Annotated in this window: 22 protein-coding genes; 5 read left to right on the top strand and 17 right to left on the bottom strand. The window is 67.9% G+C overall.

Annotated features, from left to right (window positions below; translation table 11 throughout):
- The first annotated feature begins 34 nt into the window (after positions 1–34).
- The gene (purB, locus tag ACFFU4_RS07615) at positions 35–1,348 is read left to right on the top strand and encodes an adenylosuccinate lyase (RefSeq protein WP_377068691.1); all 1,314 of its coding nucleotides are present in this window, start codon (positions 35–37) and stop codon (positions 1,346–1,348) included.
- A 21-nt stretch (positions 1,349–1,369) separates the two neighbouring features.
- Here the strand turns inward: purB and ACFFU4_RS07620 are convergent, their stop codons facing one another.
- A complete protein-coding gene (locus tag ACFFU4_RS07620) occupies positions 1,370–1,795 on the bottom strand; it encodes a cupin domain-containing protein (protein ID WP_377068693.1) in 426 nt (141 codons plus the stop codon).
- Positions 1,796–1,901: 106 nt separating this feature from the next.
- Here ACFFU4_RS07620 and ACFFU4_RS07625 point away from each other — a divergent pair, with 106 nt between their 5' ends.
- On the top strand, positions 1,902–2,825 hold the full coding sequence (locus ACFFU4_RS07625) for a LysR substrate-binding domain-containing protein (RefSeq protein ID WP_377068695.1): 924 nt from the start codon (positions 1,902–1,904) through the stop codon (positions 2,823–2,825).
- A 470-nt stretch (positions 2,826–3,295) separates the two neighbouring features.
- Here the strand turns inward: ACFFU4_RS07625 and ACFFU4_RS07630 are convergent, their stop codons facing one another.
- The 3 genes from ACFFU4_RS07630 to ACFFU4_RS07640 form a co-directional block, all read right to left on the bottom strand.
- Complete coding sequence (locus ACFFU4_RS07630; RefSeq protein WP_377068697.1) at positions 3,296–4,456, bottom strand: M20 aminoacylase family protein; 1,161 nt, start codon at positions 4,454–4,456, stop codon at positions 3,296–3,298.
- A gap of 76 nt (positions 4,457–4,532) precedes the next feature.
- On the bottom strand, positions 4,533–5,696 hold the full coding sequence (argE, locus tag ACFFU4_RS07635) for an acetylornithine deacetylase (RefSeq protein ID WP_377068699.1): 1,164 nt from the start codon (positions 5,694–5,696) through the stop codon (positions 4,533–4,535).
- A 2-nt stretch (positions 5,697–5,698) separates the two neighbouring features.
- Positions 5,699–7,519 carry an ABC transporter ATP-binding protein gene (locus tag ACFFU4_RS07640; RefSeq protein WP_377068701.1) on the bottom strand — a complete coding sequence of 607 codons (1,821 nt, stop codon included), beginning with the start codon at positions 7,517–7,519 and terminating at the stop codon, positions 5,699–5,701.
- A 250-nt stretch (positions 7,520–7,769) separates the two neighbouring features.
- On the opposite strand from ACFFU4_RS07640, the gene ACFFU4_RS07645 reads away from it, so the two are divergent.
- The 3 genes from ACFFU4_RS07645 (at position 7,770) to ACFFU4_RS07655 (ending at position 11,497) form a co-directional block, all read left to right on the top strand.
- A complete protein-coding gene (locus ACFFU4_RS07645) occupies positions 7,770–9,476 on the top strand; it encodes a peptide ABC transporter substrate-binding protein (protein ID WP_377068703.1) in 1,707 nt (568 codons plus the stop codon).
- Positions 9,477–9,552: 76 nt separating this feature from the next.
- Positions 9,553–10,560 carry an ABC transporter permease gene (locus ACFFU4_RS07650; protein ID WP_377068705.1) on the top strand — a complete coding sequence of 336 codons (1,008 nt, stop codon included), beginning with the start codon at positions 9,553–9,555 and terminating at the stop codon, positions 10,558–10,560.
- The gene (locus ACFFU4_RS07655) at positions 10,553–11,497 is read left to right on the top strand and encodes an ABC transporter permease (protein WP_377068707.1); all 945 of its coding nucleotides are present in this window, start codon (positions 10,553–10,555) and stop codon (positions 11,495–11,497) included. Before ACFFU4_RS07650 ends, ACFFU4_RS07655 begins: the two co-directional genes overlap by 8 nt.
- A 344-nt stretch (positions 11,498–11,841) precedes the next feature.
- On the opposite strand, the gene ACFFU4_RS07660 is transcribed toward ACFFU4_RS07655, so the two are convergent.
- The 13 genes from ACFFU4_RS07660 to ACFFU4_RS07720 all read right to left on the bottom strand — a co-directional run bounded on the left by ACFFU4_RS07660 (position 11,842) and on the right by ACFFU4_RS07720 (position 22,810).
- On the bottom strand, positions 11,842–15,843 hold the full coding sequence (locus tag ACFFU4_RS07660; protein ID WP_377068709.1) for a baseplate multidomain protein megatron: 4,002 nt from the start codon (positions 15,841–15,843) through the stop codon (positions 11,842–11,844).
- Positions 15,844–15,845: 2 nt separating this feature from the next.
- Entirely contained in the window at positions 15,846–16,289 is a 444-nt protein-coding gene (locus ACFFU4_RS07665; protein ID WP_377068711.1) for an NlpC/P60 family protein, read from the bottom strand.
- On the bottom strand, positions 16,286–17,173 hold the full coding sequence (locus ACFFU4_RS07670; protein ID WP_377068713.1) for a phage/gene transfer agent baseplate hub protein: 888 nt from the start codon (positions 17,171–17,173) through the stop codon (positions 16,286–16,288). Before ACFFU4_RS07670 ends, ACFFU4_RS07665 begins: the two co-directional genes overlap by 4 nt.
- Entirely contained in the window at positions 17,170–17,802 is a 633-nt protein-coding gene (locus ACFFU4_RS07675; protein ID WP_377068715.1) for a phage distal tail protein, Rcc01695 family, read from the bottom strand. The genes ACFFU4_RS07670 and ACFFU4_RS07675 overlap by 4 nt, the downstream gene beginning before the upstream one ends.
- Before the next feature lie 13 nt (positions 17,803–17,815).
- Complete coding sequence (locus ACFFU4_RS07680) at positions 17,816–18,478, bottom strand: RcGTA-type gene transfer agent tail tape measure protein (RefSeq protein ID WP_377068717.1); 663 nt, start codon at positions 18,476–18,478, stop codon at positions 17,816–17,818.
- On the bottom strand, positions 18,471–18,680 hold the full coding sequence (locus tag ACFFU4_RS07685; protein ID WP_377068719.1) for a rcc01693 family protein: 210 nt from the start codon (positions 18,678–18,680) through the stop codon (positions 18,471–18,473). The genes ACFFU4_RS07680 and ACFFU4_RS07685 overlap by 8 nt, the downstream gene beginning before the upstream one ends.
- Entirely contained in the window at positions 18,677–19,000 is a 324-nt protein-coding gene (locus ACFFU4_RS07690; protein WP_377068721.1) for a gene transfer agent family protein, read from the bottom strand. The genes ACFFU4_RS07685 and ACFFU4_RS07690 overlap by 4 nt, the downstream gene beginning before the upstream one ends.
- Positions 19,001–19,008: 8 nt before the next feature.
- Positions 19,009–19,422: a phage major tail protein, TP901-1 family gene (locus ACFFU4_RS07695; RefSeq protein WP_377068723.1), complete on the bottom strand. Its 414-nt coding sequence runs from the start codon at positions 19,420–19,422 to the stop codon at positions 19,009–19,011.
- A 128-nt stretch (positions 19,423–19,550) separates the two neighbouring features.
- Positions 19,551–19,964, bottom strand: a complete 414-nt coding sequence (locus ACFFU4_RS07700) for a DUF3168 domain-containing protein (RefSeq protein WP_377068725.1) — start codon at positions 19,962–19,964, stop codon at positions 19,551–19,553.
- A complete protein-coding gene (locus tag ACFFU4_RS07705) occupies positions 19,961–20,299 on the bottom strand; it encodes a head-tail adaptor protein (protein WP_377068727.1) in 339 nt (112 codons plus the stop codon). The genes ACFFU4_RS07700 and ACFFU4_RS07705 overlap by 4 nt, the downstream gene beginning before the upstream one ends.
- Positions 20,299–20,898, bottom strand: a complete 600-nt coding sequence (locus ACFFU4_RS07710) for a head-tail connector protein (RefSeq protein ID WP_377068729.1) — start codon at positions 20,896–20,898, stop codon at positions 20,299–20,301. The genes ACFFU4_RS07705 and ACFFU4_RS07710 overlap by 1 nt, the downstream gene beginning before the upstream one ends.
- Positions 20,899–21,050: 152 nt before the next feature.
- Positions 21,051–22,229, bottom strand: a complete 1,179-nt coding sequence (locus ACFFU4_RS07715) for a phage major capsid protein (RefSeq protein WP_377068731.1) — start codon at positions 22,227–22,229, stop codon at positions 21,051–21,053.
- Between the two features lie 29 nt (positions 22,230–22,258).
- On the bottom strand, positions 22,259–22,810 hold the full coding sequence (locus ACFFU4_RS07720) for an HK97 family phage prohead protease (RefSeq protein ID WP_377068733.1): 552 nt from the start codon (positions 22,808–22,810) through the stop codon (positions 22,259–22,261).
- Positions 22,811–22,826 lie beyond the last annotated feature (16 nt).

Consider the following 22,826-nt stretch of genomic DNA (forward strand, 5'->3'; position numbering starts at 1 on the left):
ACCGATACCACCCCTTCCGATCGAGGACGACAAGATGATCCCGCGATATTCCCGCCCCGAGATGACCGCCATCTGGGAGCCCGCCACCAAGTTCCGCATCTGGTACGAGATCGAGGCCCATGCCTGCGACGCGATGGCCGATCTCGGCGTGATCCCGCGCGAGAATGCCGAGGCCGTCTGGACCGCGAAAGACGTCGAGTTCGACGTCGCCCGCATCGACGAGATCGAGGCCGAGACGCGCCACGACGTGATCGCCTTTCTCACCCATCTGGCAGAGCATGTGGGCAGCGACGAGGCCCGCTTCGTGCATCAGGGCATGACATCCTCGGACGTGCTCGACACCTGCTTCAACATCCAGCTCACCCGCGCCGCCGATATCCTGATCGCCGACATGGAGGCGCTGCTCGCCGCCCTCAAACGCCGCGCCTATGAGCACAAAGACACGATCCGCATCGGGCGCAGCCACGGCATCCATGCCGAGCCCACCACCATGGGCCTCACCTTCGCGCGATTCTACGCCGAGATGGACCGCAACCTCGCCCGCCTGCGCACCGCGCGCGCCGAGATCGCCACCGGCGCGATTTCCGGCGCGGTCGGCACCTTTGCCAATATCGACCCGGCGGTGGAGGAGCATGTCTGCGCGCAGCTTGGCCTCAGCCCCGAGCCGATCAGCACGCAGGTCATCCCCCGCGACCGACACGCGGCATTCTTCGCCGCGCTCGGCGTCGTCGCCTCGTCGGTCGAGAACGTGGCCGTGGAAATCCGCCACATGCAGCGCACCGAGGTGCTGGAGGCCGCCGAATTCTTCTCGATGGGGCAGAAGGGCTCGTCGGCCATGCCGCACAAGAAGAACCCGGTGCTGACCGAGAACCTCACCGGGCTGGCGCGCATGGTGCGCTCGATGGTGATCCCGGCGATGGAGAACGTGGCGCTCTGGCACGAGCGCGACATCTCGCATTCCTCCGCCGAGCGGATGATCGGGCCGGATGCCACCGTCACCCTCGATTTCGCCCTCGCCCGCCTCACCGGCGTGATCGACAAGCTGATCGTCTACCCCGAGAACATGATGCGCAACATGGACCGCTTCCCCGGTCTAGTGATGAGCCAGCGCGTCCTCCTGGCGCTCACGCAGGCGGGGGTCAGCCGCGAGGACGCCTACCGCCTGGTGCAGCGCAACGCGCTCAAGGTCTGGGAGACGGGGGCCGATTTCAAGACCGAACTGCTGAACGACGCGGAGGTGACGGCAGCACTCGGCCCGGCGCAGATCGAGGAGAAATTCGACCTAGGCTACCACACCAAGCATGTGGACACGATTTTCGGCCGGGTTTTCGGCGACGCCGCTTGCTGAACCCTGCGCCGCCCGCCCCGCTCAGCCTGCTGGGTTGAGGTCGCAAACGATCGCCGTCGCAGGCGTGTCGCCACGGTTGTAGAACCAGTGGTCGGTCTCGGCATCTTCGCGGATACCGTCGTTGCGGTCCGCGCTGTAGGTGACTTCGCCCTCGGGGCTGCCCTCGACCCATTCGCCAGAGATCACCTTCACCAGACCGGGGCGGTTCGCGTGGTCGTGCTGCGCGATCTGCCCACCCGGCTCGATGGTGATTGCGCGAAGCTGCATCATATAGCCCTCCAGCCCGACCTGCCGTTCGATCATCCCCGCCTCGATCTTGCCAAGCGCCTCGACCGACAGGCCCTTGTGCTCGGTCGGGCCCTTGGCGGCCGCCAGTGCCATTCCGGCGGCGATGCCGAGGCCGCCCGCCAACGCAACCAGACCGTGTTGTGCGCTCTTGCAGTTCATCTCTGGACCCTCCGAGTTTTGAAATTCCGTCGATTCAGCGTAGAATCGGGGCAATGCCGCGACAAATGAAACGAATTCGCCAAAGGATGAGGGGAATTCACCCAAGATGAAACGCAAGCTGCCACCCTTTCCGGCCCTGCGCGCGTTCGAGGCAGCCGCGCGTCTCGGGTCATTCCAGGAAGCCGGGGCAGAGCTTTGCGTCACCGCCTCTGCCATCAGCCACCAGGTCCGCACGCTAGAGACCTTTCTGGAGCGGCGTCTGTTCGAGCGCGGCACACGCCAGATCACGCCAACCGAGGAAGGCCGGCTTTACCTCGCCCGCGTCGGACCGCTCCTGGATGAGCTCGATGCCTCCACGCGCCTGATCGCGGGAGAAGCCTGTGCCGGCCCGCTGCGGGTGAAGGCGACCGAAGGATTCACCAAGCGCTGGCTCATCCCCCGGCTGTCCGACTTTCTGGCCCGGTATCCCGAAATCGAAGTGAGGATCGAGACCGGCGTGCCGCCCACCGATTTCCACGACGGCCAGCGAGACGTGGTGATCCACTGGGGCGACGATCCGATGCCAGGGGTTGAAGTACAGCCCTTCATGAGTTCCTCCCGCACCCCGATGTGCTCGCCGCGCTACCTCGCGCGGAACCCGGACCTCACCGACCCCAAGGCGCTTCTCGGCAAGACGCTGATCCGCGATCAGGTCGGAGATGGGTGGGAGGAATGGTTCTCGCTCATTGGTGCCGGGGACGTGTGCCCCGCTGGGGGACCGGAATTTGCGCATTGCGAACTCGGCATGACAGCCGCCGAAAGCGATCTGGGCGTGACGCTTGGCTATATCGCGATGATCGGCGAAACCCTTGAGCGCGGCACGCTCGTGACCCCATTCGGAATCGAGTCGCCCACCCGCACCATCTATTCCGTGGCTTACCCGCCCGAACGTGCGAAAGACGCGCGCATCGTAGCCTTTCGCGACTGGCTGTTCGAGCGCATGCTCCACAACACCCTGCCAGAGTCACAGGATTTGCGCGCCGCGCAATAGCCCAGCACCCTCACACAGGCACGCATTGATAAAAATGCGGCTTCGACCGCCGCACCCGATACGAGAACGCTCAAGTCGAACGGCTTTCGAGGGAATGATGGTAATATCAGTTTCTGATGTAGAGTATGTTGCTCAGAAGCGGGCCCCGGTTCTGAGCCCCCGAACATGCGAAATCAGGCAGTTGGAGCGCGTCGCGTGACTGCGAATGAACGCGGGCACGTTCCAAAGGGAGACATTTTCATGAAATTGACAGCCGGACTTGCCGCCCTCACCCTCGTGGCCATACCCTCCCTCGCCGCGGCGGGATGAAGCTATGGCAAGCAGAAACAGGAGATGTCATGCAACGAGAACTCCGTCTATGACAACGCCTTGCAAAGCTGACACGACATGGGTTGACGCCACACGGGGCGGGATCACCCCCGCCCCCGGCGTCATCTTGCCAGAAATACTCGGGCTCCAACGCCGCCCGCTCAGCCCGGCATGCGTTCCTCGACGATGCCCGCCCACCAGCTACAGCCGGCGGGAATGGCCTCGTCGTTGAAATTGTACTCGGGGTTGTGGACCATCGCCGTGTCGCCGTTGCCGACAAGGATATAGGCCCCGGGCCGTTCCTCGAGCATGAAGGCGAAATCCTCGCCGCCCATGACCAGCGGGGCCTCGCCGCAATCGCCGGCGATCCTGCGCGCCACATCCGCCGCGAAATCGGTCTGGTCCTCGTGGTTGACCATCACCGGGTAGCCGCGGTGATAGGTCACCTCGGCCTTGCCGCCGAAGCCCGCCGCGACGTGTTCGCACAATTCGCGGATGCGGCGCTCGGCCAGGTCGCGCATTCCGGTGCTCATGGTGCGCACCGTGCCCTTGAGATGAACCGAGGCGGGGATCACGTTGAAGGCGTTGGACGAGGTCTGGAACGAGGTGACCGACACCACCACCTGATCGACCGGGTCGGCGTTGCGGCTGGCGATGGTCTGCAGCATCGTTACCAGGTGCGCGGTCATCACCGTGGGATCCACCGTCTCGTGCGGCTTGGCGGCGTGGCCGCCGCGGCCCGTCACGTCGATGTCGAACTGGTCGGTGGCGGCAAAGAAACTGCCGGGGCGGATGGCAAAGCTGCCCACCGGCTTGCCCGGCCAGTTGTGCATCCCGTAGACCTCCTGGATGCCGAACCGCTCCATCAGCCCGTCATCGCACATCTCCTTGCCGCCGCCGCCGCCCTCTTCGGCGGGCTGGAAGATGACCACGGCGGTGCCGTCGAAATTGCGCGTCTCGGCGAGGTAGCGCGCCGCGCCAAGCAGCATCGCGGTGTGGCCGTCATGACCGCAGGCGTGCATCGCGCCGGGGGTTTTCGAGGCATACTCCACCCCGGTCGCCTCGTGGATGGGCAGCGCATCCATGTCGGCGCGCAGGCCGATCACCTTGCCCGATCCGGTGGACCGCCCGCGAATCACGCCGACCACGCCGGTGCGGCCGATGCCGGTCACCACCTCGTCGCAGCCGAATTCCTTCAGCTTGTCGGCCACCAGCGCGCTGGTGCGGTGGGTCTCGTAGAGAATCTCGGGGTTCTGGTGGATGTCTCGTCGCCATGCGGTGATCTCGTCGTGCAACTCGGCAAAGCGGTTCCTGATGGGCATAAGCCTCTCCTGTTCGCATATTCGGAAATGCGCGGAGGGTGGACCAAAGCGCGGGCGGCGGCAAGGGGCCGCGACCTCACCCCGCCGCGAGCCGGTCCACGAGGCTGCGCATGAAGCCGTGGCCGGCCTCGAACTGCGCGCGGCTAATGAACTCGTCGGGCTGATGCGCCTGCGCGATGTCGCCGGGCCCGCAAATCGCCGCCGAATAGCCGGCCTGCTGGAACTGCCCCGCTTCGGTGCCATAGCTGACGACATGGGCCGCGTTGTCGCCGGTGACCTGCCGGATCATCGCCTCGGCGGCACCGTCCTGCTCGGGGCGCAGCCCCGGCACGGTGAACCGGCGCGTCGCCTCGATGCCCGTCTCGGGGCGCACCGCCTGCATGTCGGCCTCGGCCTTGCGCACCTCGTCGAGGAAACGCGCGCCCCACGCCTCCGGGTCCTCGCCCGGCACCACGCGGAAATCCATGCCGAAGCGGCAATCGGCGGCGGTGATGTTATGCGCGGTACCACCCTCTATCTGGCCCACATGCAGCGTGGTCCAGGGCGGCTCGAACATGGCGGCGAGGTCCGAGGGCTCTTTCGCCCGGTTCCCGGCGTTCATCCGGTTGGCCCAGTCGATCAGCGGGGCGGCGGCCATGATCGCGTTGACGCCCCGGTGCATCAGCGAGGAATGCACCTCGTAGCCGTGCACCTGCACGTTATAGCCCAGCCCCCCCTTGTGGCCCGTGACCGCCTGCATCGTGGTGGGCTCGCCGATGATGGCAAGCCCGGCGCGCGGCACCACGCCCTGCATCGCGTCGATCATCGGCGGCGCGCCGAGGCAGCCCACCTCCTCGTCATAGCTCAGCGCCAGTTGCAGCGGGCGGGCGACACCGCGCCGCTTCGCCTCGACCAGCGTCCAGATGGCCAGCGCGTCGAAGCCCTTCATGTCGGCGCAGCCGCGCCCGTAATAGCGGCCGTCGCGCTCGGTCACGGTGAAGGGGTCGCTGCTCCACGCCTGCCCGTCCACCGGCACCACGTCGGTGTGCCCCGACAGCACCACGCCGCCCTCGACCTCCGGCCCGACATGGGCGAAAAGCGCCGCCTTCTGCCCGGTCTCGTCGGGGTGGCGATGCGCCGTGATGCCATGCCCGGCAAGGTAGTCCTCGACCCAGGCCACCAGATCGAGGTTGCTGTCGCGACTGACCGTGGGAAAACCCACCAGCCGGGCCATGATCGCCTCGGGCGAAAGGTGCTCCATGCTCAATACCCGCTTTCGGAGGTGAGCACGAAATGGCCCGGATCGACCTCCTCGTAGACCGACGGCCCGGGCTCGTATCCGACCGGGTGGATCGGCGACGGGATCGGCTTGAAATTGAGATCTTTCTCCGACTTGCGCTGGCGCGGATCGGCGATCGGCACCGCCTTCATCAGCGCCTGCGTATAGGGGTGCTGCGGATTCTCGAACACCGCCGCGCGCGACCCCATCTCGACGATGCGGCCGAGATACATCACGCCCACGTCATGGCTGACGCGCTCGACCACCGCCATGTCGTGGCTGATGAACAGGTAGCCGAGGCCCAGATCGGCCTGCAATTCCATCATCAGGTTGACCACCTGCGCCTGCACGCTCACGTCGAGCGCGCTGACCGCCTCGTCCGAGACGATCAGCTTGGGGTTCAGTGCCAGCGCCCGGGCGATGGCCACGCGCTGCCGCTGACCGCCGCTGAGTTCGTGCGGGAACCGCCGCAGGAACGAGCGCGGAAGCTCCACCCGGTCGAACAGCATCGCCACCCGGTCGTCCATCTCCGAGCGGCTGACGAGGCCGTAATTCTTCATCGGCTCGGCCACTTGCGCGGCCAGCTTCATCTGCGGGTTGAGGCTGGCGAACGGGTCCTGAAAGATCATCTGCATGTCCACCCGCGCACGCCGCAGCCCGCGCGGGGACAGCGACATGATATCGGTGCCATCCAGCACAACCTCGCCTGCCAACGGCTCGACCAGCCGCAGGATCGAGCGCCCGGCGGTGGACTTGCCGCAACCCGATTCTCCCACGAGGCTGAGCGTTCGCCCCTTTTTCAGGGTAAAGGACAGGTCCTCGACCGCGTGGACATTGGCCACCGTGCGGCGAAAGAAACCGCCGGCGACCGGAAAGCGCGTGGTCAGCCCCTTGACCGTCAGCAGCGTCTCATCGCTGCCCTTGATCGGCTTGATCTGCTGCGCTGCGGTGCCCAGCAGCTTCATCGGCTCGGGGTATTGCTTGCCGCGCATCTCGCCCAGTTTCGGCACGGCGGCGAGCAGCGCACGGGTGTAGTCGTGCTTGGGGGCCTCGAAAATCTCCTCGACCGGGCCCTCCTCGACCTTGTTGCCGCGGAACATCACCACCACCCGGTCGGCCATCTGCGCGACCACGGACATGTCATGGGTGATGAAGATGACGGCGGTGCCGGTCTCGCGCTTCAGCCGGTCCATCAATGCCAGGATTTCCGCCTGAATCGTCACGTCCAGCGCGGTGGTGGGCTCGTCCGCGATCAGCAGACGCGGCTTGCAGGCGAGCGCCATGGCGATCACCACGCGCTGGCGCATGCCGCCCGACAATTCGTGCGGATACTGGTCGAGGCGGCGCTCGGGCTCGGGAATGCGTACCTCGCGCAACAGTTCGAGGGCGCGGGCACGCGCCTGGCGCTTGTCCATGCCGCGATGCACGCGCAGCCCCTCGGAGAGCTGCCGACCGACGGTAAACACCGGGTTGAGCGCGGTCATCGGCTCCTGAAAGATCATGCCGATCTCGTTGCCGCGGATGGTTCGCATGAGGCTCTGGTCGGTTTGCGCGAGGTCGATCTCGCCACCCTCGCGGCGGTCGAACAGCATCCGCCCGCCCGCGATCGTGCCGCCGCCATACTCGATCAGCCGCATCAGCGACAGCGACGACACCGACTTGCCCGATCCTGATTCGCCGACGATGCAGACCGTCTCGCCGGGATTCACGGCAAAGGACACGTCCTCGACGCCCACGACGCGGCCATCGCGGGTCTCGAATTCGACGCGAAGATTCTCGATCCTCGCCAGCGGTGTGTCGAGCATGGCGCGCCTCGCTTTGCATATCGCCCAAGCCTGAACGCTACGCATAACCGCCGCAGCCTGTCAAACGCCGAACGAAAGCGAACCGCAAGCGCGTTCCATTCGTGTGCGCGCTCTTGCTTTTTGACGCAATCCAGTCTGTGATGGTCGGACCGGTTGGGGCCGGGGCGGGCAACGCTCACCCGGCTGCCCCGACAAAACGGAACCACAGGTGGCCGCAGAGCCATCGCAACAGCGGAGGAAACGCACCGTTATGACCCTCAAACCGATTCTTTTGGGCGCGACCGCACTCGCAGGTCTCGCCTCGATGGCAATGGCCGAGCGTGGCTCGGACGGCCATGTGAACCTGATCTACTGGCAGGCGCCGTCGATCATGAACCCCTATCTGACCGGCGGCACCAAGGAGCGCGAAGCCGCGAGCCTCGTGATCGAGCCGCTCGCACGCTATGACGAAAAGGGCGCGTTGGTGCCCTACCTGTCAGACGGCATTCCGACCGTCGAGAACGGCGGCGTGGCCGAGGACCTCAAGTCGATCACCTGGAAGATCAAGCCGGGGCTGAAATGGTCGGACGGCACGCCGTTCACCGCGAAGGACGTGAAATTCACGGCTGAATACTGCATGAACCCCGAGGGCGGCTGCGCGCAGCTTGCCAAGTTCGAAGGCGTGTCCGAGGTCGAGGTGGTCGATGACCTGACCGTGACCGTGCATTTCGACGGGCCGCAGCCCAACCCGTATGGTCCGTTCACCGGCGGGACATCGCCAATCATCCAGGCCGCACAATATGCCGAGTGCACCGGCGCGCGCGCCTCGGAATGCGCCGAAGAGAACTTCTATCCCGTCGGCACCGGGCCCTTCGTGGTCGATGAGTTCCGCCCCAATGACGTGATCTCGCTCTCGGCCAACGAGAACTATCGCGATCCCGACAAGCCGGCCTTTGCCACCATGACCTTCAAGGGCGGCGGCGATGCCACCTCGGCGGGCCGTGCGGTGCTGGAGACCGGCGAATTCGACTATGCCTGGAACCTGCAGCTTGCCCCCGACGTGATCGCCAACATGGAAGAGGCAGGCCAGGGCGAGGCGATCGCAGCCTTCGGCACTCTGGTCGAGAGGCTCGAAATGAACCTCACCGATCCCTCGGCCGACCTGCCCGATGGCGAACGCGCCACCACCGAGCATCCGCACCCGTTCCTGACCGATCCGGCAGTGCGCAAGGCGCTGTCCATGGCCATCGACCGCGTGTTGCTCACCGAGATCGGCTATGGCAAGGCGGGCAAGCCGACCTGTGACTGGGTGCCCGCCCCCGAAATCTACGCTGCAAATAACACCCATTGCCTCGAGCAGGACATCGCGGGGGCCAATGAGCTTCTGGATGAGGCCGGCTGGGTCGACAGCGATGGTGACGGGGTGCGCGACAAGGACGGGGTGGAGCTTTCGATTCTCTACCAGACCTCGACCAACGCCGTGCGCCAGGATTTCCAGGCGCTCATCAAGCAGTGGTGGGGCGAGATCGGCGTCGAGACCGAGCTGCGCAATATCAACGCGAGCGTCTTTTTCGGCGGCGATCCGGGCAGCCCCGACACCTTCGTCAAGTTCTATGCCGATGTCGAGATGTATGCCAACAACTTCGACGGCACCGACCCGCAGAGCTATCTGGCGTCGCGCACCTGCGAGAAAATTCCGCGCCCCGCGACGCAATGGCAGGGCGAGAACATCAACCGGTATTGCAACCCGGATTATGATGCGCTGGTCAAGGAGCTGGGCGGCACCGCAGAACTGTCGAAGCGGGGAGAGATCGCCATCGAGCTCAACAACATGGTCACAAAGGACAGCAACGTGATCATCCCGCTGGTCCATCGTGGCCGCGTTTCGGCCAAATCCAACACGCTCGGCGGTGTGGTGATGAACACCTGGGATACCGAGCTGTGGAACGCGGCCGACTGGTACCGCATCGAGGAGTGATCCGGCTCGCGCCGGATACGGGCCGGGCATTTGCCCGGCCCCTCTTGTCCCGAGATACCCCGTTGAGGCGCCGCGCATGCTGACCTATACGATCCGACGGCTCGTGCTCTCGATCCCGACGCTGCTGTTCATCAGCCTCGTGATCTTCCTGCTGCTGGAGCTGGCCCCCGGCGACCCGATGGCGCAGGTGCCGCTCACCGTGCCGCCCGAGGTCAAGGAGCGGATGCGCGAGGCACTGGGCCTTGGCGAGCCGACGCATATCCGCTTTTTCAAGTGGATGTGGCAGTTCTTCGTGGTCGAGCCGATGATGCTGACCGACCACATCTTCGGCACCGCGCTTGCCGAGGGGCAGCAGCGCGTGCTGAGCTGGCAGTTTCGCTCGCCGGTGATGGACGTGATCGTGCAACGCATGCCGCAGACCCTCTGGGTGGTGGCGATGTCCTATGTGGTGGGGATCCTCATCGCGCTGCCGATCGGCATCTATTCCGCATACCGGCAGTATTCGCTGTTCGATCAGGCGGGCACCTTTGTCACCATGGTGGGCTATTCGGTGCCGCCGTTCTTCTCTGGCGTTCTGGTGATCGTGATCTTCTCGGTGCAGCTTGGCTGGCTGCCGTCGATCTACGACACCACGCTGGAGGTGGTGGGCTGGGCCACGTTCAAGCAGCAAATGATGCAGATGGTCATGCCGGTGATGGTGCTGGCGCTGCAGACCACGGCGCAGATCAGCCGCTTCATGCGCGCCTCGATGCTCGACAATCTGAACCAGGATTACGTGCGCACCGCCCGCGCCAAGGGGCTGTCGGAATGGACCGTGGTGATGGTCCACGTACTGCGCAACTCAATGATCCCGGTCATCACCGTGATCGCGCTCGGCGTGCCGTATATCTTCGGCGGCGCGATCATCACCGAGCAGATATTCAAGGTCAACGGGCTCGGCCAGCTTCTCATCACCGCCATCCAGGCCAACGACCTGCCGATGGTGCAGACCGTGACCTTCATGATCGCGGTGCTGATCGTCATGTTCAACATCGTGGCCGACGTCCTCTACGGCGTGCTCGACCCGAGGATCCGCTATGACTGACACCGACACCCAAGACCCCAAGCCGATCGCCGCGCTGGCCGACGAGGGGCCCACCGCGCCGCCGCGCAGCCAGTGGCGCGATGTCTGGGACCAGTTCAAGACCCATCGCGGCGCGCTGGCGGGTGGCATCGTGCTCTTGCTCATCATCCTGGCGGTGTTCATCGGGCCCTACCTCTGGCCCTACGACGCCACCTATATCGACATCCAGGCACGCAATCAGGGCCCGAGCCTCGCGCATCCCTTCGGTACCGACCAGCTTGGCCGCGACACGCTGGCGCGGATGATGGCTGGCGGGCAAACCTCGATCTCGGTGGGGTTGACGGCGATGCTTCTGGCGCTGGTGCTGGGCTCGCTGATCGGCGTTCTGGCGGGGTTCTTCCGCCGCCTCGACGGAGCGCTCATGCGCTTCACCGACCTGTTCCTGTCGCTGCCACTGCTGCCCTTGCTGCTGGTCATGGTGCTGCTGTTCCGCGAGGCGCTCAACAGTACGTTCGGCCCCGAACAGGGCATCTTCATCCTGATCGTGGTGGCCATCGGCGTGACAAGCTGGATGCCCACCGCGCGGATCGTGCGCGGCGACGTGCTGGCGCTGAAGGAACGCGAGTTCATCCTTGCCGCGCGCTCGATCGGGACGACGAATTTCAACCTGATCACCCGGCACATCCTGCCCAACGTGATGTCGCCGATCATGGTCTCGGCAACGCTGGGCATCGCCAACGCGATCATCACCGAGAGCGCTCTGTCGTTCCTCGGCCTCGGCTTTCCGCCCGATTTCCCGACATGGGGACGGCTCCTGAACGACGCGACGCAATACCTGCAGGATTACCCCGAACGGGTGTTCTGGCCAGGCCTCGCCATCTCGCTCACGGTGCTGGCGATCAACTACATGGGCGACGGGCTGCGCGACGCGCTCGACCCGCGCATCCGGGGGCGCTAAAGGGGGCATGCCCGGCACGGGGTGAACGGCAGCGAGCGCGGTTTGGTTCTGGCCTGTTGCGGCCGTTCGCCTCTCTGGTCCCGGCGCGGAGTCAAGGGCGAAGCCCGCCGCGCCATCGCATGTCCGCCCCGTCGCACCGGAGGTGCGCCGGAATACGCGGCACGCCTTCGGCGTGACGGACAGGCGATATGGTCAAGCCAGCGCGCCGAATGCATGTTTTGCGGGTATGCAGGGATAAAGCGCACTGAAAAGACGGTCGGGTCGCCTGCCCGCGGACATGCGATGGCGCGGCTTATCTCAACGTCCCCTTCAAGCCAAACATGCCTCCAAACCGGCACCCCAAATCACAGATCGCGCCCCGCGAACCGACCCGGCCCGAAACTGGCCGAGATCTGCGCCACCTCGATCCGCTTGCCCATGTCCGGCCCGTCCTCGGCGCGGGCGCTCGCGTCATAGGCCCAGTCCGGCACCGTCACCACCTCCTCGCGCAGCACCAGCGCGCCGCGACGCACCCGCACGACATAGCGCTCGCTCTCCTCGCCCAGCGGCACCTCGGGCGTGTCCCATCGGTCGCCGCCTGCGCGCGTGCGCCTGATCCACGTCACCCGCAGATCGCCGCCCGCCCCGGACACCCGCAGATGCACCGGCGCATAGGGCCGCAGCCCCAGCCCGTCGAAGGCCAGCACCGCGTGGCCAAAAGAGGGATCGTCCACCGGACGCCCGCCCGGCCCGATCCGGTAATGCCGCGCCTGCCCGCGCTGCGCCTCATTGAGGCCGATCTGCCCCGGCACCCCGTCGAGCCGCACGAGGATCGAGCCTTCGGGCCACGGCCCTGCCCCTTCGGTGCCCAACTGCCCGCGCAGCCGGTGCCGCAGGATATAGGTATCGGGGGCCACCAGTTCGGCGTCGCGGAACTGCAACAGCTCCCACCCGTCCGGCGTGCCGTCGCCGATGGCGCACAGATTGCCGCCATTGAGGAACGCCGGATCGCTCACGCTCTCCAGCGTGCCGTGGCGCATCCGCACGAAGAGACCATCGCCCCGGTCGATCCGCCCCGGTGCGGCGGGCAGAAGCGGCGATTGCGTCTCCCCCACCGTGGCCTGCGCCGCAATCAACGTGTCGAGCGTGTAATCCGCGTCCTCGTCCGAGGCATAGAGCGCCACGGTCCCCGGCCATGGATCGGCGATCACCGCCAGATGCGGCGCGTGCGGCACCTCCTCGCCGGTCATCAGCGGGAGGTCGAGGAACAGCGGCGTCACCGGCCCCGGTGCCACGAAGGGCCGCAGCCGCGAGGGCGCATCCCCGATCAGGATGGGGCGAAAGCTCTCGGGGTCGGTGCGCGTGGCCTCGATGCGCTGCACGCCCCCCATCTGCTCGGCCCGGTCGATGCGAAACCGCCCGCCGCCCGCCTCCGACGGCAGTTCGATCACGTCGCCCGCCCCGCGCGCGATCTCCGACGGCGGCAGCGTCAGGCGCAGCGTATCGACCGACAGCCGCGCTTCCGACAGCCAGCGCTCCACCACCTGCCGCCCCTCGGCCCGCGTCAGCGACAGCGGCACCTCGGACATTGCCACGGCGTGGGTGGCCTCGTCGGGCAGGATCGCCTCCTCGGCCACCGCCCCGTAATCGCCATCCGCCTCGACAAAGCGCAGCCGCACCCGGCCCGCCAGTTCCAGATCGCTACCGCGCGTCTCCTCGATCACGCCACCAAGATCGGGGTCGCGCACCAGCCGGTCATGAACGAGCGAGACATCCGCCCGCCCGTCGCGCGCGCGAAAGCCCAGCGTGGCATCGCGCTCCACCGTGTCCACGCCATAGGCCAGCAAGAGCGGCTGAAGCGCCGCGCGGGCGGGCCCCACCTCGTCCACCACGTAGCCACGGACAAGGCGCGGCGCGCGCCCGGCCTCGATCCCGGTTATTCCGGCGCGTCCTGCGACCTCCGCCAGCACCTCGGCCAGCCGCCGCCCGCTCGCCCGGCCCGTGATCCAGTGCCCGCGCGCGTAGTTGGCCCCATCGGACCAAAGCGCCGTGTTGCCCGGGAACCACGGGTAGGGCCGCGCATCCCAAGCCCAGACATACGCATGATCCATGTCGATCATCCGCCCTCCGAATGCCTCCGACACCGGGTTGCGCGCCGGATCGCGCCAATAGCCCGTCATCGCGCGCAGGTATTGCAGTTGGATCATCTCGTCGCGCGCGCCCGTCGAATGGCGCGGCAGGCGCGACTCCGACGACTTGGGGTCGAGGAACCTGTTGGGCTCGTTGGTGCCTTTGTCCACCGCCGCGCAGCCATACTCGGTGAACCGGACGGGCTTCGATTGCGGCACCCAGGCCGTCGGCTCGGGCGCGCGCACGCCCCCCACCCGGTCGTGGTGGCGGCTCTCCCACCAGCCCCGCAAGTCCTTGAACCGCCACACCCAAGGCTCACTATAGGCGGCATCGGTGATCGGCACCCGGCGTTGCGCCGCCCGCGCCTCCTCCGAGGGGTAGAACCAGTCATACCCCTCGCCGCCCTCGATATTCGATTGCAGGTAATCAAGATCGTGGATCGACGGCCAGTCCCGCGCGTCGAGATGGTCATACCCCTCGCGCCAGTCGCTGAGGGGCATGTAATTGTCGATGCCGATGAAGTCGATGTTCTGGTCCGCCCACAGCGGATCGAGGTGAAAGAACCGGTCGCCAGTCCCCGGCTGGTAGCCGAAATATTCCGACCAGTCGGCGGCATAGCCGATCTTCACCTCCGGCCCCAGCAGGGCGCGCACCTCCGCCGCCAGCGCGATCAACTGCGCCACCGCCGGAAAGCTGTTGCCCGGCCCCCGGATCTCCGTAAGGCTTCGCATCTCCGAGCCGATGCAAAAGCTCTCGACGCCCCCCGCCGCCGCACAAAGCGCCGCCTGATGCAGGATGAACCGGCGAAAGCCCCACTCGGCGGGGCCGTGGTAGGCGACCGGGCTCGCCTTGACCGCGCCACCAAAGCTCAGCAGGTCGAGCGCGCCGGTGCCCGGTGCGTCCACCGGCACCGCCGCCACCGGCGTCACCGTGAAATCCGCCGCCCGCGCCGTGCCGAAGAATGCGGCCACCTCGTCCGCCGCAGCCGCCGTGCCGTCGGGGCTGCCCGGCTGTCCCGGTGCCGTCGATGTGGTGATCCGCCCCCGCCACGGCAGCACCGGCTGCGTCTCCGCGTCGCTCCACGGGTCGGGTAGGGTATTGCCCTCCATCTGCGTCATCAGGATGAACGGATAAAATAGCACATCCTGCCCCGCCTGCCGCAGCGCGAGGATCGCCTCCACCACCGCCTGATCCGCGGGCGTGCCGCCATAGACCTCGCGGTCCTCGCCGTCGCGCGGTACGACCTCGGCCGCACCACGCCCGAGGCTCGACACCGTCCACGGCATGTTGGCCGAGTCGAACGCTTTCTGCTCCACCATCGGGCGGATTTGACAGTCGGCGCAGCGCAGGTCGTCCCCGAACCAGCTCACCACCAGGGACGTGGCCCGCACCTTGGGCAACTCGGCCCCAAGCGCCTCCAGCGCCACCGCGAAATCGCTGCGCGCGCCGGGCGTGTTGACATTGGCCAGCCCCTTGGAGCCAAAGCCGAAATTCATCGTCACCGGGCTCGTGGCCAGCGCGTATTCGCCGGTGCCGGGCAGCATCGCCACCCCCCGCAGGGCGTGCACCGGATCAAGATCGGCACCCGGATTGCCCGCCTGCGCCGGGCGGCACAGCTCAAAGCTGAATTGCGGCACGCGGGTGCCAAAGGGCGTGAGGTCCAGGTCCTCGATCACCACATAGGCGGTGCCGCGATAGGCGGGCACGGTGCCCGCCCCCTCCACCGCCTCGATCAGCGGATCGGGAAGCTGATCGCGGCTGCCCGGATAGACCCGCATGTTCAGGCTGTCGGGCGCGATCTCGGTGCCGTCGGCCCAGATGCGCGCGACGCGGGAAATCTCGCCCTCGCACAGCGCCAGCGCCAGGCTCACCGAGTAGCTGATCTCGCGCACCGTGGGGGTGGCGGGGCGCGGACTGCCCTTGCCGCCGCCGCCGCGCCCCGGCGTGACGGTCACGGTCTCGCGGAACTCGGTGGCCCAGATCACCTGCCCGCCCACGCGCATCCGGCCATAGACTTGCGGAATCGCGTCGCCCTCGCCCGATCCGGTCAGCCGCAGCCGGTTCACGCGCCCGGTCTCCACCACTTCCGAGCCCTGCCCCAGAAGCCGTTGGTCGATCGACCGCCCGATGACCGCGCCCGCGAACCGGCCCAGTGCCACCGACGACAGGCCCAGAACCGAGCCGCCGACCGCGCCACCGATGGCCGCGCCGGCGGCGGACAGAAGAATCGTTGCCATGCTTATCCCTCCTCAGGAAAGGCGAACCGCGCCACGATCCGCCGCCGCCAGGGCGCGCTCAGCGCGCTTTCCACCACGCCATGCCCCGAATAGGCATGGACAAAACGCGCGCGCCGCCCCGCGCGCGTGACGATCCCCAGGTGCTTGGCCACCGCGCCCGCGCGCATCCGAAAGAGGATCACGTCGCCGGGGGTCTCGGCGGTCACGGGACGCACCCGCAGATGGCGCAGCGCAGCGGCCCACAGCGCCTCCTCGCGCGCGGGCTCGGACCAGTCCATCGAATAGGCGGGCGGGCGCTCGGGCTCATTGCCCATCACCTCGCGCCAAACGCCGCGCACCAGCCCCAGACAATCGCACCCCGCGCACCGGCACGCCGCCTGATGGCGGTAGGGCGTACCGATCCAGCCGCGCGCGGCGGTCACGACCGCGTCCCGCCGCGCGCTCATCGGCGGCGGCTCCCGCCATCGAGGCGCGGCGATTTGGCGGGGTCGGCAATCACCCAGTCGTCGCCGGGGATATCCGGGAAGCCTTGGAAATTCAGCAGGTTGTCGAACTTGACTTGACAGGTCTCCCGGCGCTTGTCGCAGCCCGCCTCGATCCGCAGCGCGTCGCCGGGCAGAACCTCTGCCCCCAATGGATGCCACAGCTCGATCACCCGCGCGGCCCCCTCCACCCGGTCCCGCTTGATCATCCCGCTGAGACCCCGCGCCGCGCCGCTTTGCACCTTGAGCACTCCGTGCCGGAACCAGTCCTCGTCAAACCCGGCCATATCGGCAAAGCGGAACACGCGGTTATGCGTGACCTCCTCTGCCGCGCGCTCGGAAACATACCCCGGCGTATCCAGATCGAAGGTGCAGTCGGCATCCCCCAGCACGGCGCTGCAACTCTTCTGAAACACGCGCCCCAGCGGCACGTTGAGCGCGTCCGTCAGGCCCCGCAGCTCGGCCTCGAATGCACCGCCCGCGCGGCGGATATCGCCGATCGTCCCGGCAAAGATCGCCGCCCGCTGCGTCACGTCCTGCCAGTTGACGATCCACGCCCGCACGCCCGCGCCGTCATAGCGCCCGGCCTCGATATCCGCCTCGCTGATCGCCCCGTCCGACAGCGCACCCAACGCCTCCGTATTGTTGACGGCCAGCCCGGTGCCCGCCGCCACGGCGCGCGCACTCATCCCCGTCTCGGCGCGAAAACCGATGCCCTCGAAATGCAGCGCGCGGTCGTGATCCGTAAACCCCATCACAACCCCGTCGCGCCGCGTCAGCGCCCACGCCCGGCAGGTGGTGCTCACCCCTTCCCCGAGATGCGCGGCCAGCGCCTCCGCCCCGGTCATATCCGGATCTCCACCACCGGCACGCTCGGCACCTCGCCGGCCTGGAAACTCGCAAGACTGACCTGGATGCGGTCGGTATCGAACCGCACCGGCACGTCGAATTCATACCCTGCGGTCACCGCCACGTCGCGATTGGGCGGCTCTGAAAACGTGACGATGCCGGTGCTGTCGTCCACCTCGTAATGCACGCCCTCGCGCATCTCGACACCGCCGAGCCCCATGCGCACGCTGCCCCTGACCGGCTTGATCACGGGGCGCACGGCCTCCTGCGCGCCCGAGCGATAGGTCTTGAAAAGCTGGAACGCCACCCTGGCATCGTCGCCCACCCCGATCCGCTGATCGTCAAACGCGGGCGCGGCACCCGCGCGGCCCGACCTGAAATCGCTCCAGTCCTTCCAGCGAAAGCCGCAGAGCTGCCCCTGCCGCGCCTCGAAGAACGCAATGAGCGCCTCGATATCGTCGAGGCTGCGCAGCGCCACACCCGCGTCATAGCGCCTGCGCGCCTGCGCCCAGGGGGTGTTGCGCGCCTCAAAGCCGCTGGCCAGCGTGACGATCTCGGTCAGCCGCTCGGGGCCGCCCACCGAGCCAAAGCTCAGGCTGGCCGGAAATCTTACCTCGTGAAATCCCATTGTTCCCTCCCTCTCAGCGGTTGCGCGCGCCGCGCCCGATCACGCGGCCAAGCTGTGCTGCGATCTGGCCCTGGCTGCGGCGGAATCCCTCGACATCCGGCGTGCTCACGTTCATCACCACGCTGACATTGCCGCCGCCCTGCGCGCGCACGCCCAGCCGCCCGTCGGCCCCGCGCGACAGCGGCAGGATCGCCTCCGGCCCCGCCTCGCCCATCAGCCCGGCACGCCCGCCGCGCATCGGAAACGTCACCGGCCCGCTCACCACCCCGCCATTGGCAAAGGGCATGACGCGCCCCTGCGCAAAACCGCCGCCCCTGCCAAACGGCAGCAGCCCGCCCACCAGCGCGCCCACGCCCTGCGACAGCAGTCCGCCCACCTGCTCGGTCACCGGCCGCACGGCGTCGTTGAACGCGGTGTTGACCATCGTCGTCGCCAGCCGCCGCAGGCTGTCGGACAGGCTGTCGCCCTGCACCACCGCGCCGCGCAGCGCCCCGCGCAGGCCCCGGCTCAGCCCCCGTTCCAGGCTCTGCACGTCCTGCCCCGCGGCGGCAAACCCGCCGCGCACCCGGGCCAGTTCCCCGGCAAAGGCGGCGGCCATCGCGCCTGCCTGCCCCATCGCGTCGACCAGCGCCGCGACCTGCGCCTCAAGATCGTCGGCGCGCTCCAGTTCATCCATCGCTCATCTCCTCAATCTTGTCGGGAAAGGCCGCCAAGAGCGCCTCCAGCCCGTCGCGCGCCATCGGGCGCGGCCCGCGCCCCTCGCCCAGCATCAGCCGCAGTTCCACCGGCGTCAGCGCCCAGAACTCCGCCGGTCGCAGGCCCAGCCCCTGCACCCCCGCGCGCAAAAGCGCGGGCCAGTCGAAGCGCGTATCGCTCATCCCGCCTCACCCGGCAGGGCAAAGGCCCGCGCCAGAAGCTGCGCCGCCGCGCGGGCGGCGGCCACCGGCCCGCCCTCGATCCCGGCGGTCAGCAGATCCGAGGGCTGCCCCTCCCAGCCACCGCCGCGCAGCCCCCCGACGATCACCGCCAGCAGGTCGCGCGAGGAAAACCGCCCCTCCTCGAACCGCGTCACCAGATCGACGAGCGACTCCGCCCCCATGGCCGCCTCCATCTCCGCCAGCGCCCCCAGCGTCAGCCGCATCACCCTGGCCTCGCCGTCCAGCACCAGCGCCACCTCGCCCGCATACGGGTTGGCCATGCCGCCGCTCACAGCGCCACGAAATCGAGCCGCCCGGCCGAGGCGAGCGACATCTCGTAGGTCGCCTCGCCGTCATGGGTGCCGCCATACTCGATGCCCGTGACCTGAAACGGCCCCTCGATGGTGCCGAAATCGGGAATGACGACCTGGAAATCCGGCATTTCCCCGTCAAAGAAGATCTGCCGCATCCGCGCATCGCTCGCGGCATCCCGGAAAATCCCCGAGCCGCTGATGGCGGCGGATTTGACGCCCGCCCCGGCCAGCAACTCGCGCCAGCCGCCCGCGGATTCGAGGCTGGTGACATCCACGCTTTCGGCATTGAAGCTCACCCGCGTCGCGCGCAGCCCCGCCACCGTCTGGAAATTGCCGCCGCCATTGAGATCGACCTTGATGAGAAGGTCCTTGCCGTTCTGAACTGCCATGTCTCGTCTCCGTTCTGCCAAAGCATGTTGCTCAAAAGTGGGAACCGGTTTTGAGCTTCTCGAACATGCGAAATCAATAATTCAGAGTGTGCCGCGTGAATGCAGATGAACCCGACACACTCTAGGGATCAGGCATCGTCATCCACGCGCGCCCGAAAGGTCAGATCGATCCGCCGCCGCTGCGCGTCGCGGCTGCGCCGCGCGCGGGCACGCAGAAAGTTGAGCGACACCAGCCGCCCCCGGTCGAGGCCCAGCGCCGCGCCCTCCAGCGCGTCGCTCACCGCCCCCGCCGTCCGCTTGGCGGCGAGAAAGCCCGCCGCCGCGCTCACCACCGAGACGGTGACGCGGTGTTCGGCCCCCGCGCCGGTGCCGTCGCCGCGCCCGCGCGCCTCCTCGGGGCCGAGGGCGACATAGAGGTCGGGCACCGCGCCCTGCGGCGCCGCGTCATAGATCGCGCCGCCCACCAGCGCGGCCAGCGCCGCATCGCCCGACAGGCGCTGCCAGATCGCCGCCTGAAGCGGTGCCGCCATGCCATAGCTCATGCCACCACCTCCTCTTCGGCCCAGAGGGTCAGGTATCCGGCCCCCGCATCGCTCTCGGTGACGGCAAGGATGTGAAACAGCCGCACGCCGTCGCGCAGCCGCTGACCGGGGTTGGGCCGCGACGGCGCACCCTGCGGCGCGGCGCGCACCGTGATGCGATATCCCGCGCGCCCCAGACGCAGCGCCTCGCCCCCGGCGTCGCGCCCGGTCCGCACGTCGAGCGCCGCCCAGAGCGTGCCGCGCACGGCCCACGCCTGCGCGAACCCGCCCGCGCCATCGGGCACACGCTCGGGCACCTCCAGAACGAGTGGACGATTGAGAACCGGCCGCGCCATCACCGCGCCCCCCCGCCCAGCAGCCGCACCTTGCGGTAGCGCTCGATCAGGCTGGCCACGCCAAACGGCATACATCCTTCGCGCAGCGCGGTCTCGGTCCGGTGCTCGTAGTAATGCGCCGCCAGCAGCAGCACCGCCTGCGCCAGATCGGCGGGCAGGTCGCTCCAGCCCGCGCCATAGCCCGCGCGAAACACGATCTCGGCCACCCCGCCCGTCGGCACCAGCGGCAGGCCTTGCCCCGCGGTCCGCAGCACCGGGCGGTGCGCGTCGCGCTCCAGCCGGTAGAGCGCGGGGTCGATCACCTCTTCCTCCTCGGCGAGGTCGCGCAGCATCAGGCTCTGGACAGCCGCCACCGGTGCCACCGGCAGGGGCTGCGCCGCAGGGTCCTGCCAATCGTGCAGCACCCAGGAAAACACCCGCTCGATCAGCACCTTGCCGGTGCGCCCCTCGATCGCGGCCAGCGCCGCGCGCAGAAATCCCACCAGCACGGGATCCTGAATATCGTCATCCGCAAAGCCGGTGCCCAGCCGCAGATGCGCCTTGAACTCCGCCAGCGGCAATGCGGTGTCGGGCACCACGGTCTCTTCCATCAGCAGCATGGACCATCTCCATCATCCCGGACCCCTCCGGCCTTGTCGGCGCGCACCGCCCGGCCCTGCCCGGACGGAGGGGGAGTTGAGCAGCGCCGCATCGTGCGGCGCGCGCCTTTCGGACGGGGGCAATGCGCCCCCGCCCGTCGTCGCCGCCCGCCTCAGGCGGCGGCGAACCGCAAGAGCTTGATTGCCTTGAAATCGCTCACGTCGCCGCCCACGCGCTTGGTGGCGTAGAACAGGACATGCGGCTTGGCGCTGAACGGATCGCGCAGGATGCGCAGGTCCGGGCGCTCGGCCACGGTGTAACCGGCGCGGAAAGCACCAAAGCCGATGGCATCCGCACCGATGGCGATATCCGGCATGTCCTCGGCAATCAGCACCGGGTAGCCCATCAGCCGCGCGGGCTCTCCGGCGGCAAGGCCGTCGGACCACAGGAACCGGCCATCGGCATCCTTGAGCTTGCGCACCACGCCGGCGGTGCGCGAATTCATCACGAAATTCGCACCCGCCCGGTACTCGGCCCCCAGCGCGTAGACCAGATCGACGATCGGATCGGGGCCGTTCAAATCGCCGTCGACGCCGGTCGGCACGTATCCGAGGTTGCCCCAGGTCCACACACTGTTGTCCACCGCAGGACGGCTGAGAAAGCCGCGCGGCTTGTCCACCCCGTCGCCCGAGATGAACGCCGCCGCCTCGGCGCGGGCGAACCGGTCGGCGATGCGCGTGGCCAGCCACCCCTCCACGTCGAAGGCGCTGTCATCCAGCAGCCGCTGGCTCGCCTTCGGCAGCGCGCTCAACTCGTGCAGCGGGATGGCGATGCGGTCGATCTGCGGCGTGTCGCTCTCCGCCACCGGGCCGGTCTCGGTGGCCCAGCCATGACCCAGTTCGGTGTGGTCCACCAGCACGTCAAAGGACGTGGCCTCGACCTGCACCACATTGGCGACCGACCGGATCGAGGCGGTGGAATTCATCACCGACAGGATCGTCTCCGAGGTCTGCGGATCGACCAGATAGCCGCCCTCGGCGGCCACCGCGGTGTTGAGCGCCTTGCCCTCCATCTCCAGCCCGCGCAGCGCGTCATCGTCGCCCGAGCGCAGATAGGCGTCGAACGCCTTGCGATGCGGCGCGTGGATGTCGGAGGTGCCGGCCAGGTGCGGGCGCGCCTGCGTCAGGGTCTTGCGTTCGATCATGGTCATCTTGTCTTCCTGCTGTTGAATCCGCGTGGTGATCCCGGCCCGAAAGCCGGTGAACTCGTCGAGAAAGCCGCGCAGGGCCTCCCCCATCTCGGCGGCCGGAGACACATCTTCCCCGGTCCGAGCCTTCGTCTCGGTCGTCATCGTCAACTCCTCTCGGTTGCGGGCCGGCGCTACTGCTGCGCCATCTCCCGGCGCGCCGCCCGCAGCACGGTCGCCATCTCGCGCAGGGTCTCGTCCAGCGGGCTCCCGCCCTTGGCCGCCACCCGCGCACTGGGCAGCATCGGAAAGGTCACCAGCGACACCTCCCAAAGCTCCAGTTCCTGCAAGAGCCTCTGGCCCTTCTCATTGCGGTGCGCGCGCACCGTGCGATAGCCGATGCTCAGCCCGTCGAGCGCGCCTGCCGTGATGAGCGCCGCCGCCTCGCGGGCGCGCGCCACCCCGTCCAGCAGCCGCCCCTTGACCCACAGGCCGCGCCCGTCCTCGCGCACCTCGTCCCAGATGCCGATCGGCTCGCGCGGGTCGTGCTGCCACAGCATCCGCACGCGGCGCCCCTCCGCCGCCATCCGCTTGAGGCTCGCCGCATAGGCGCCGCGCGCCACCACGTCGCCACCCTTGTCGGGCGCATCGAACAGGCTCGCATAGCCCTCGATCCCGCCCGCATCGGTCACGCGCAGCCCCTCGGCCCCGCCCTGCATGAATTTCCGCTCCAGTTCCGTCTCCATCACCTCGCCCTTTCCG

The organism is Roseovarius ramblicola (assembly GCF_042430665.1).
GTDB lineage: Bacteria > Pseudomonadota > Alphaproteobacteria > Rhodobacterales > Rhodobacteraceae > Roseovarius > Roseovarius ramblicola.

Coding starts and splice junctions, on each gene's coding strand:
- purB (WP_377068691.1), top strand. CDS start 35: ATGATCCCGCGATATTCCCGCCCCGAGATGACCGCCATCTGGGAGCCC.
- ACFFU4_RS07620 (WP_377068693.1), bottom strand. CDS start 1,795: ATGAACTGCAAGAGCGCACAACACGGTCTGGTTGCGTTGGCGGGCGGC.
- ACFFU4_RS07625 (WP_377068695.1), top strand. CDS start 1,902: ATGAAACGCAAGCTGCCACCCTTTCCGGCCCTGCGCGCGTTCGAGGCA.
- ACFFU4_RS07630 (WP_377068697.1), bottom strand. CDS start 4,456: ATGCCCATCAGGAACCGCTTTGCCGAGTTGCACGACGAGATCACCGCA.
- argE (WP_377068699.1), bottom strand. CDS start 5,696: ATGGAGCACCTTTCGCCCGAGGCGATCATGGCCCGGCTGGTGGGTTTT.
- ACFFU4_RS07640 (WP_377068701.1), bottom strand. CDS start 7,519: ATGCTCGACACACCGCTGGCGAGGATCGAGAATCTTCGCGTCGAATTC.
- ACFFU4_RS07645 (WP_377068703.1), top strand. CDS start 7,770: ATGACCCTCAAACCGATTCTTTTGGGCGCGACCGCACTCGCAGGTCTC.
- ACFFU4_RS07650 (WP_377068705.1), top strand. CDS start 9,553: ATGCTGACCTATACGATCCGACGGCTCGTGCTCTCGATCCCGACGCTG.
- ACFFU4_RS07655 (WP_377068707.1), top strand. CDS start 10,553: ATGACTGACACCGACACCCAAGACCCCAAGCCGATCGCCGCGCTGGCC.
- ACFFU4_RS07660 (WP_377068709.1), bottom strand. CDS start 15,843: ATGGCAACGATTCTTCTGTCCGCCGCCGGCGCGGCCATCGGTGGCGCG.
- ACFFU4_RS07665 (WP_377068711.1), bottom strand. CDS start 16,289: ATGAGCGCGCGGCGGGACGCGGTCGTGACCGCCGCGCGCGGCTGGATC.
- ACFFU4_RS07670 (WP_377068713.1), bottom strand. CDS start 17,173: ATGACCGGGGCGGAGGCGCTGGCCGCGCATCTCGGGGAAGGGGTGAGC.
- ACFFU4_RS07675 (WP_377068715.1), bottom strand. CDS start 17,802: ATGGGATTTCACGAGGTAAGATTTCCGGCCAGCCTGAGCTTTGGCTCG.
- ACFFU4_RS07680 (WP_377068717.1), bottom strand. CDS start 18,478: ATGGATGAACTGGAGCGCGCCGACGATCTTGAGGCGCAGGTCGCGGCG.
- ACFFU4_RS07685 (WP_377068719.1), bottom strand. CDS start 18,680: ATGAGCGATACGCGCTTCGACTGGCCCGCGCTTTTGCGCGCGGGGGTG.
- ACFFU4_RS07690 (WP_377068721.1), bottom strand. CDS start 19,000: ATGGCCAACCCGTATGCGGGCGAGGTGGCGCTGGTGCTGGACGGCGAG.
- ACFFU4_RS07695 (WP_377068723.1), bottom strand. CDS start 19,422: ATGGCAGTTCAGAACGGCAAGGACCTTCTCATCAAGGTCGATCTCAAT.
- ACFFU4_RS07700 (WP_377068725.1), bottom strand. CDS start 19,964: ATGAGCTATGGCATGGCGGCACCGCTTCAGGCGGCGATCTGGCAGCGC.
- ACFFU4_RS07705 (WP_377068727.1), bottom strand. CDS start 20,299: ATGGCGCGGCCGGTTCTCAATCGTCCACTCGTTCTGGAGGTGCCCGAG.
- ACFFU4_RS07710 (WP_377068729.1), bottom strand. CDS start 20,898: ATGCTGCTGATGGAAGAGACCGTGGTGCCCGACACCGCATTGCCGCTG.
- ACFFU4_RS07715 (WP_377068731.1), bottom strand. CDS start 22,229: ATGACGACCGAGACGAAGGCTCGGACCGGGGAAGATGTGTCTCCGGCC.
- ACFFU4_RS07720 (WP_377068733.1), bottom strand. CDS start 22,810: ATGGAGACGGAACTGGAGCGGAAATTCATGCAGGGCGGGGCCGAGGGG.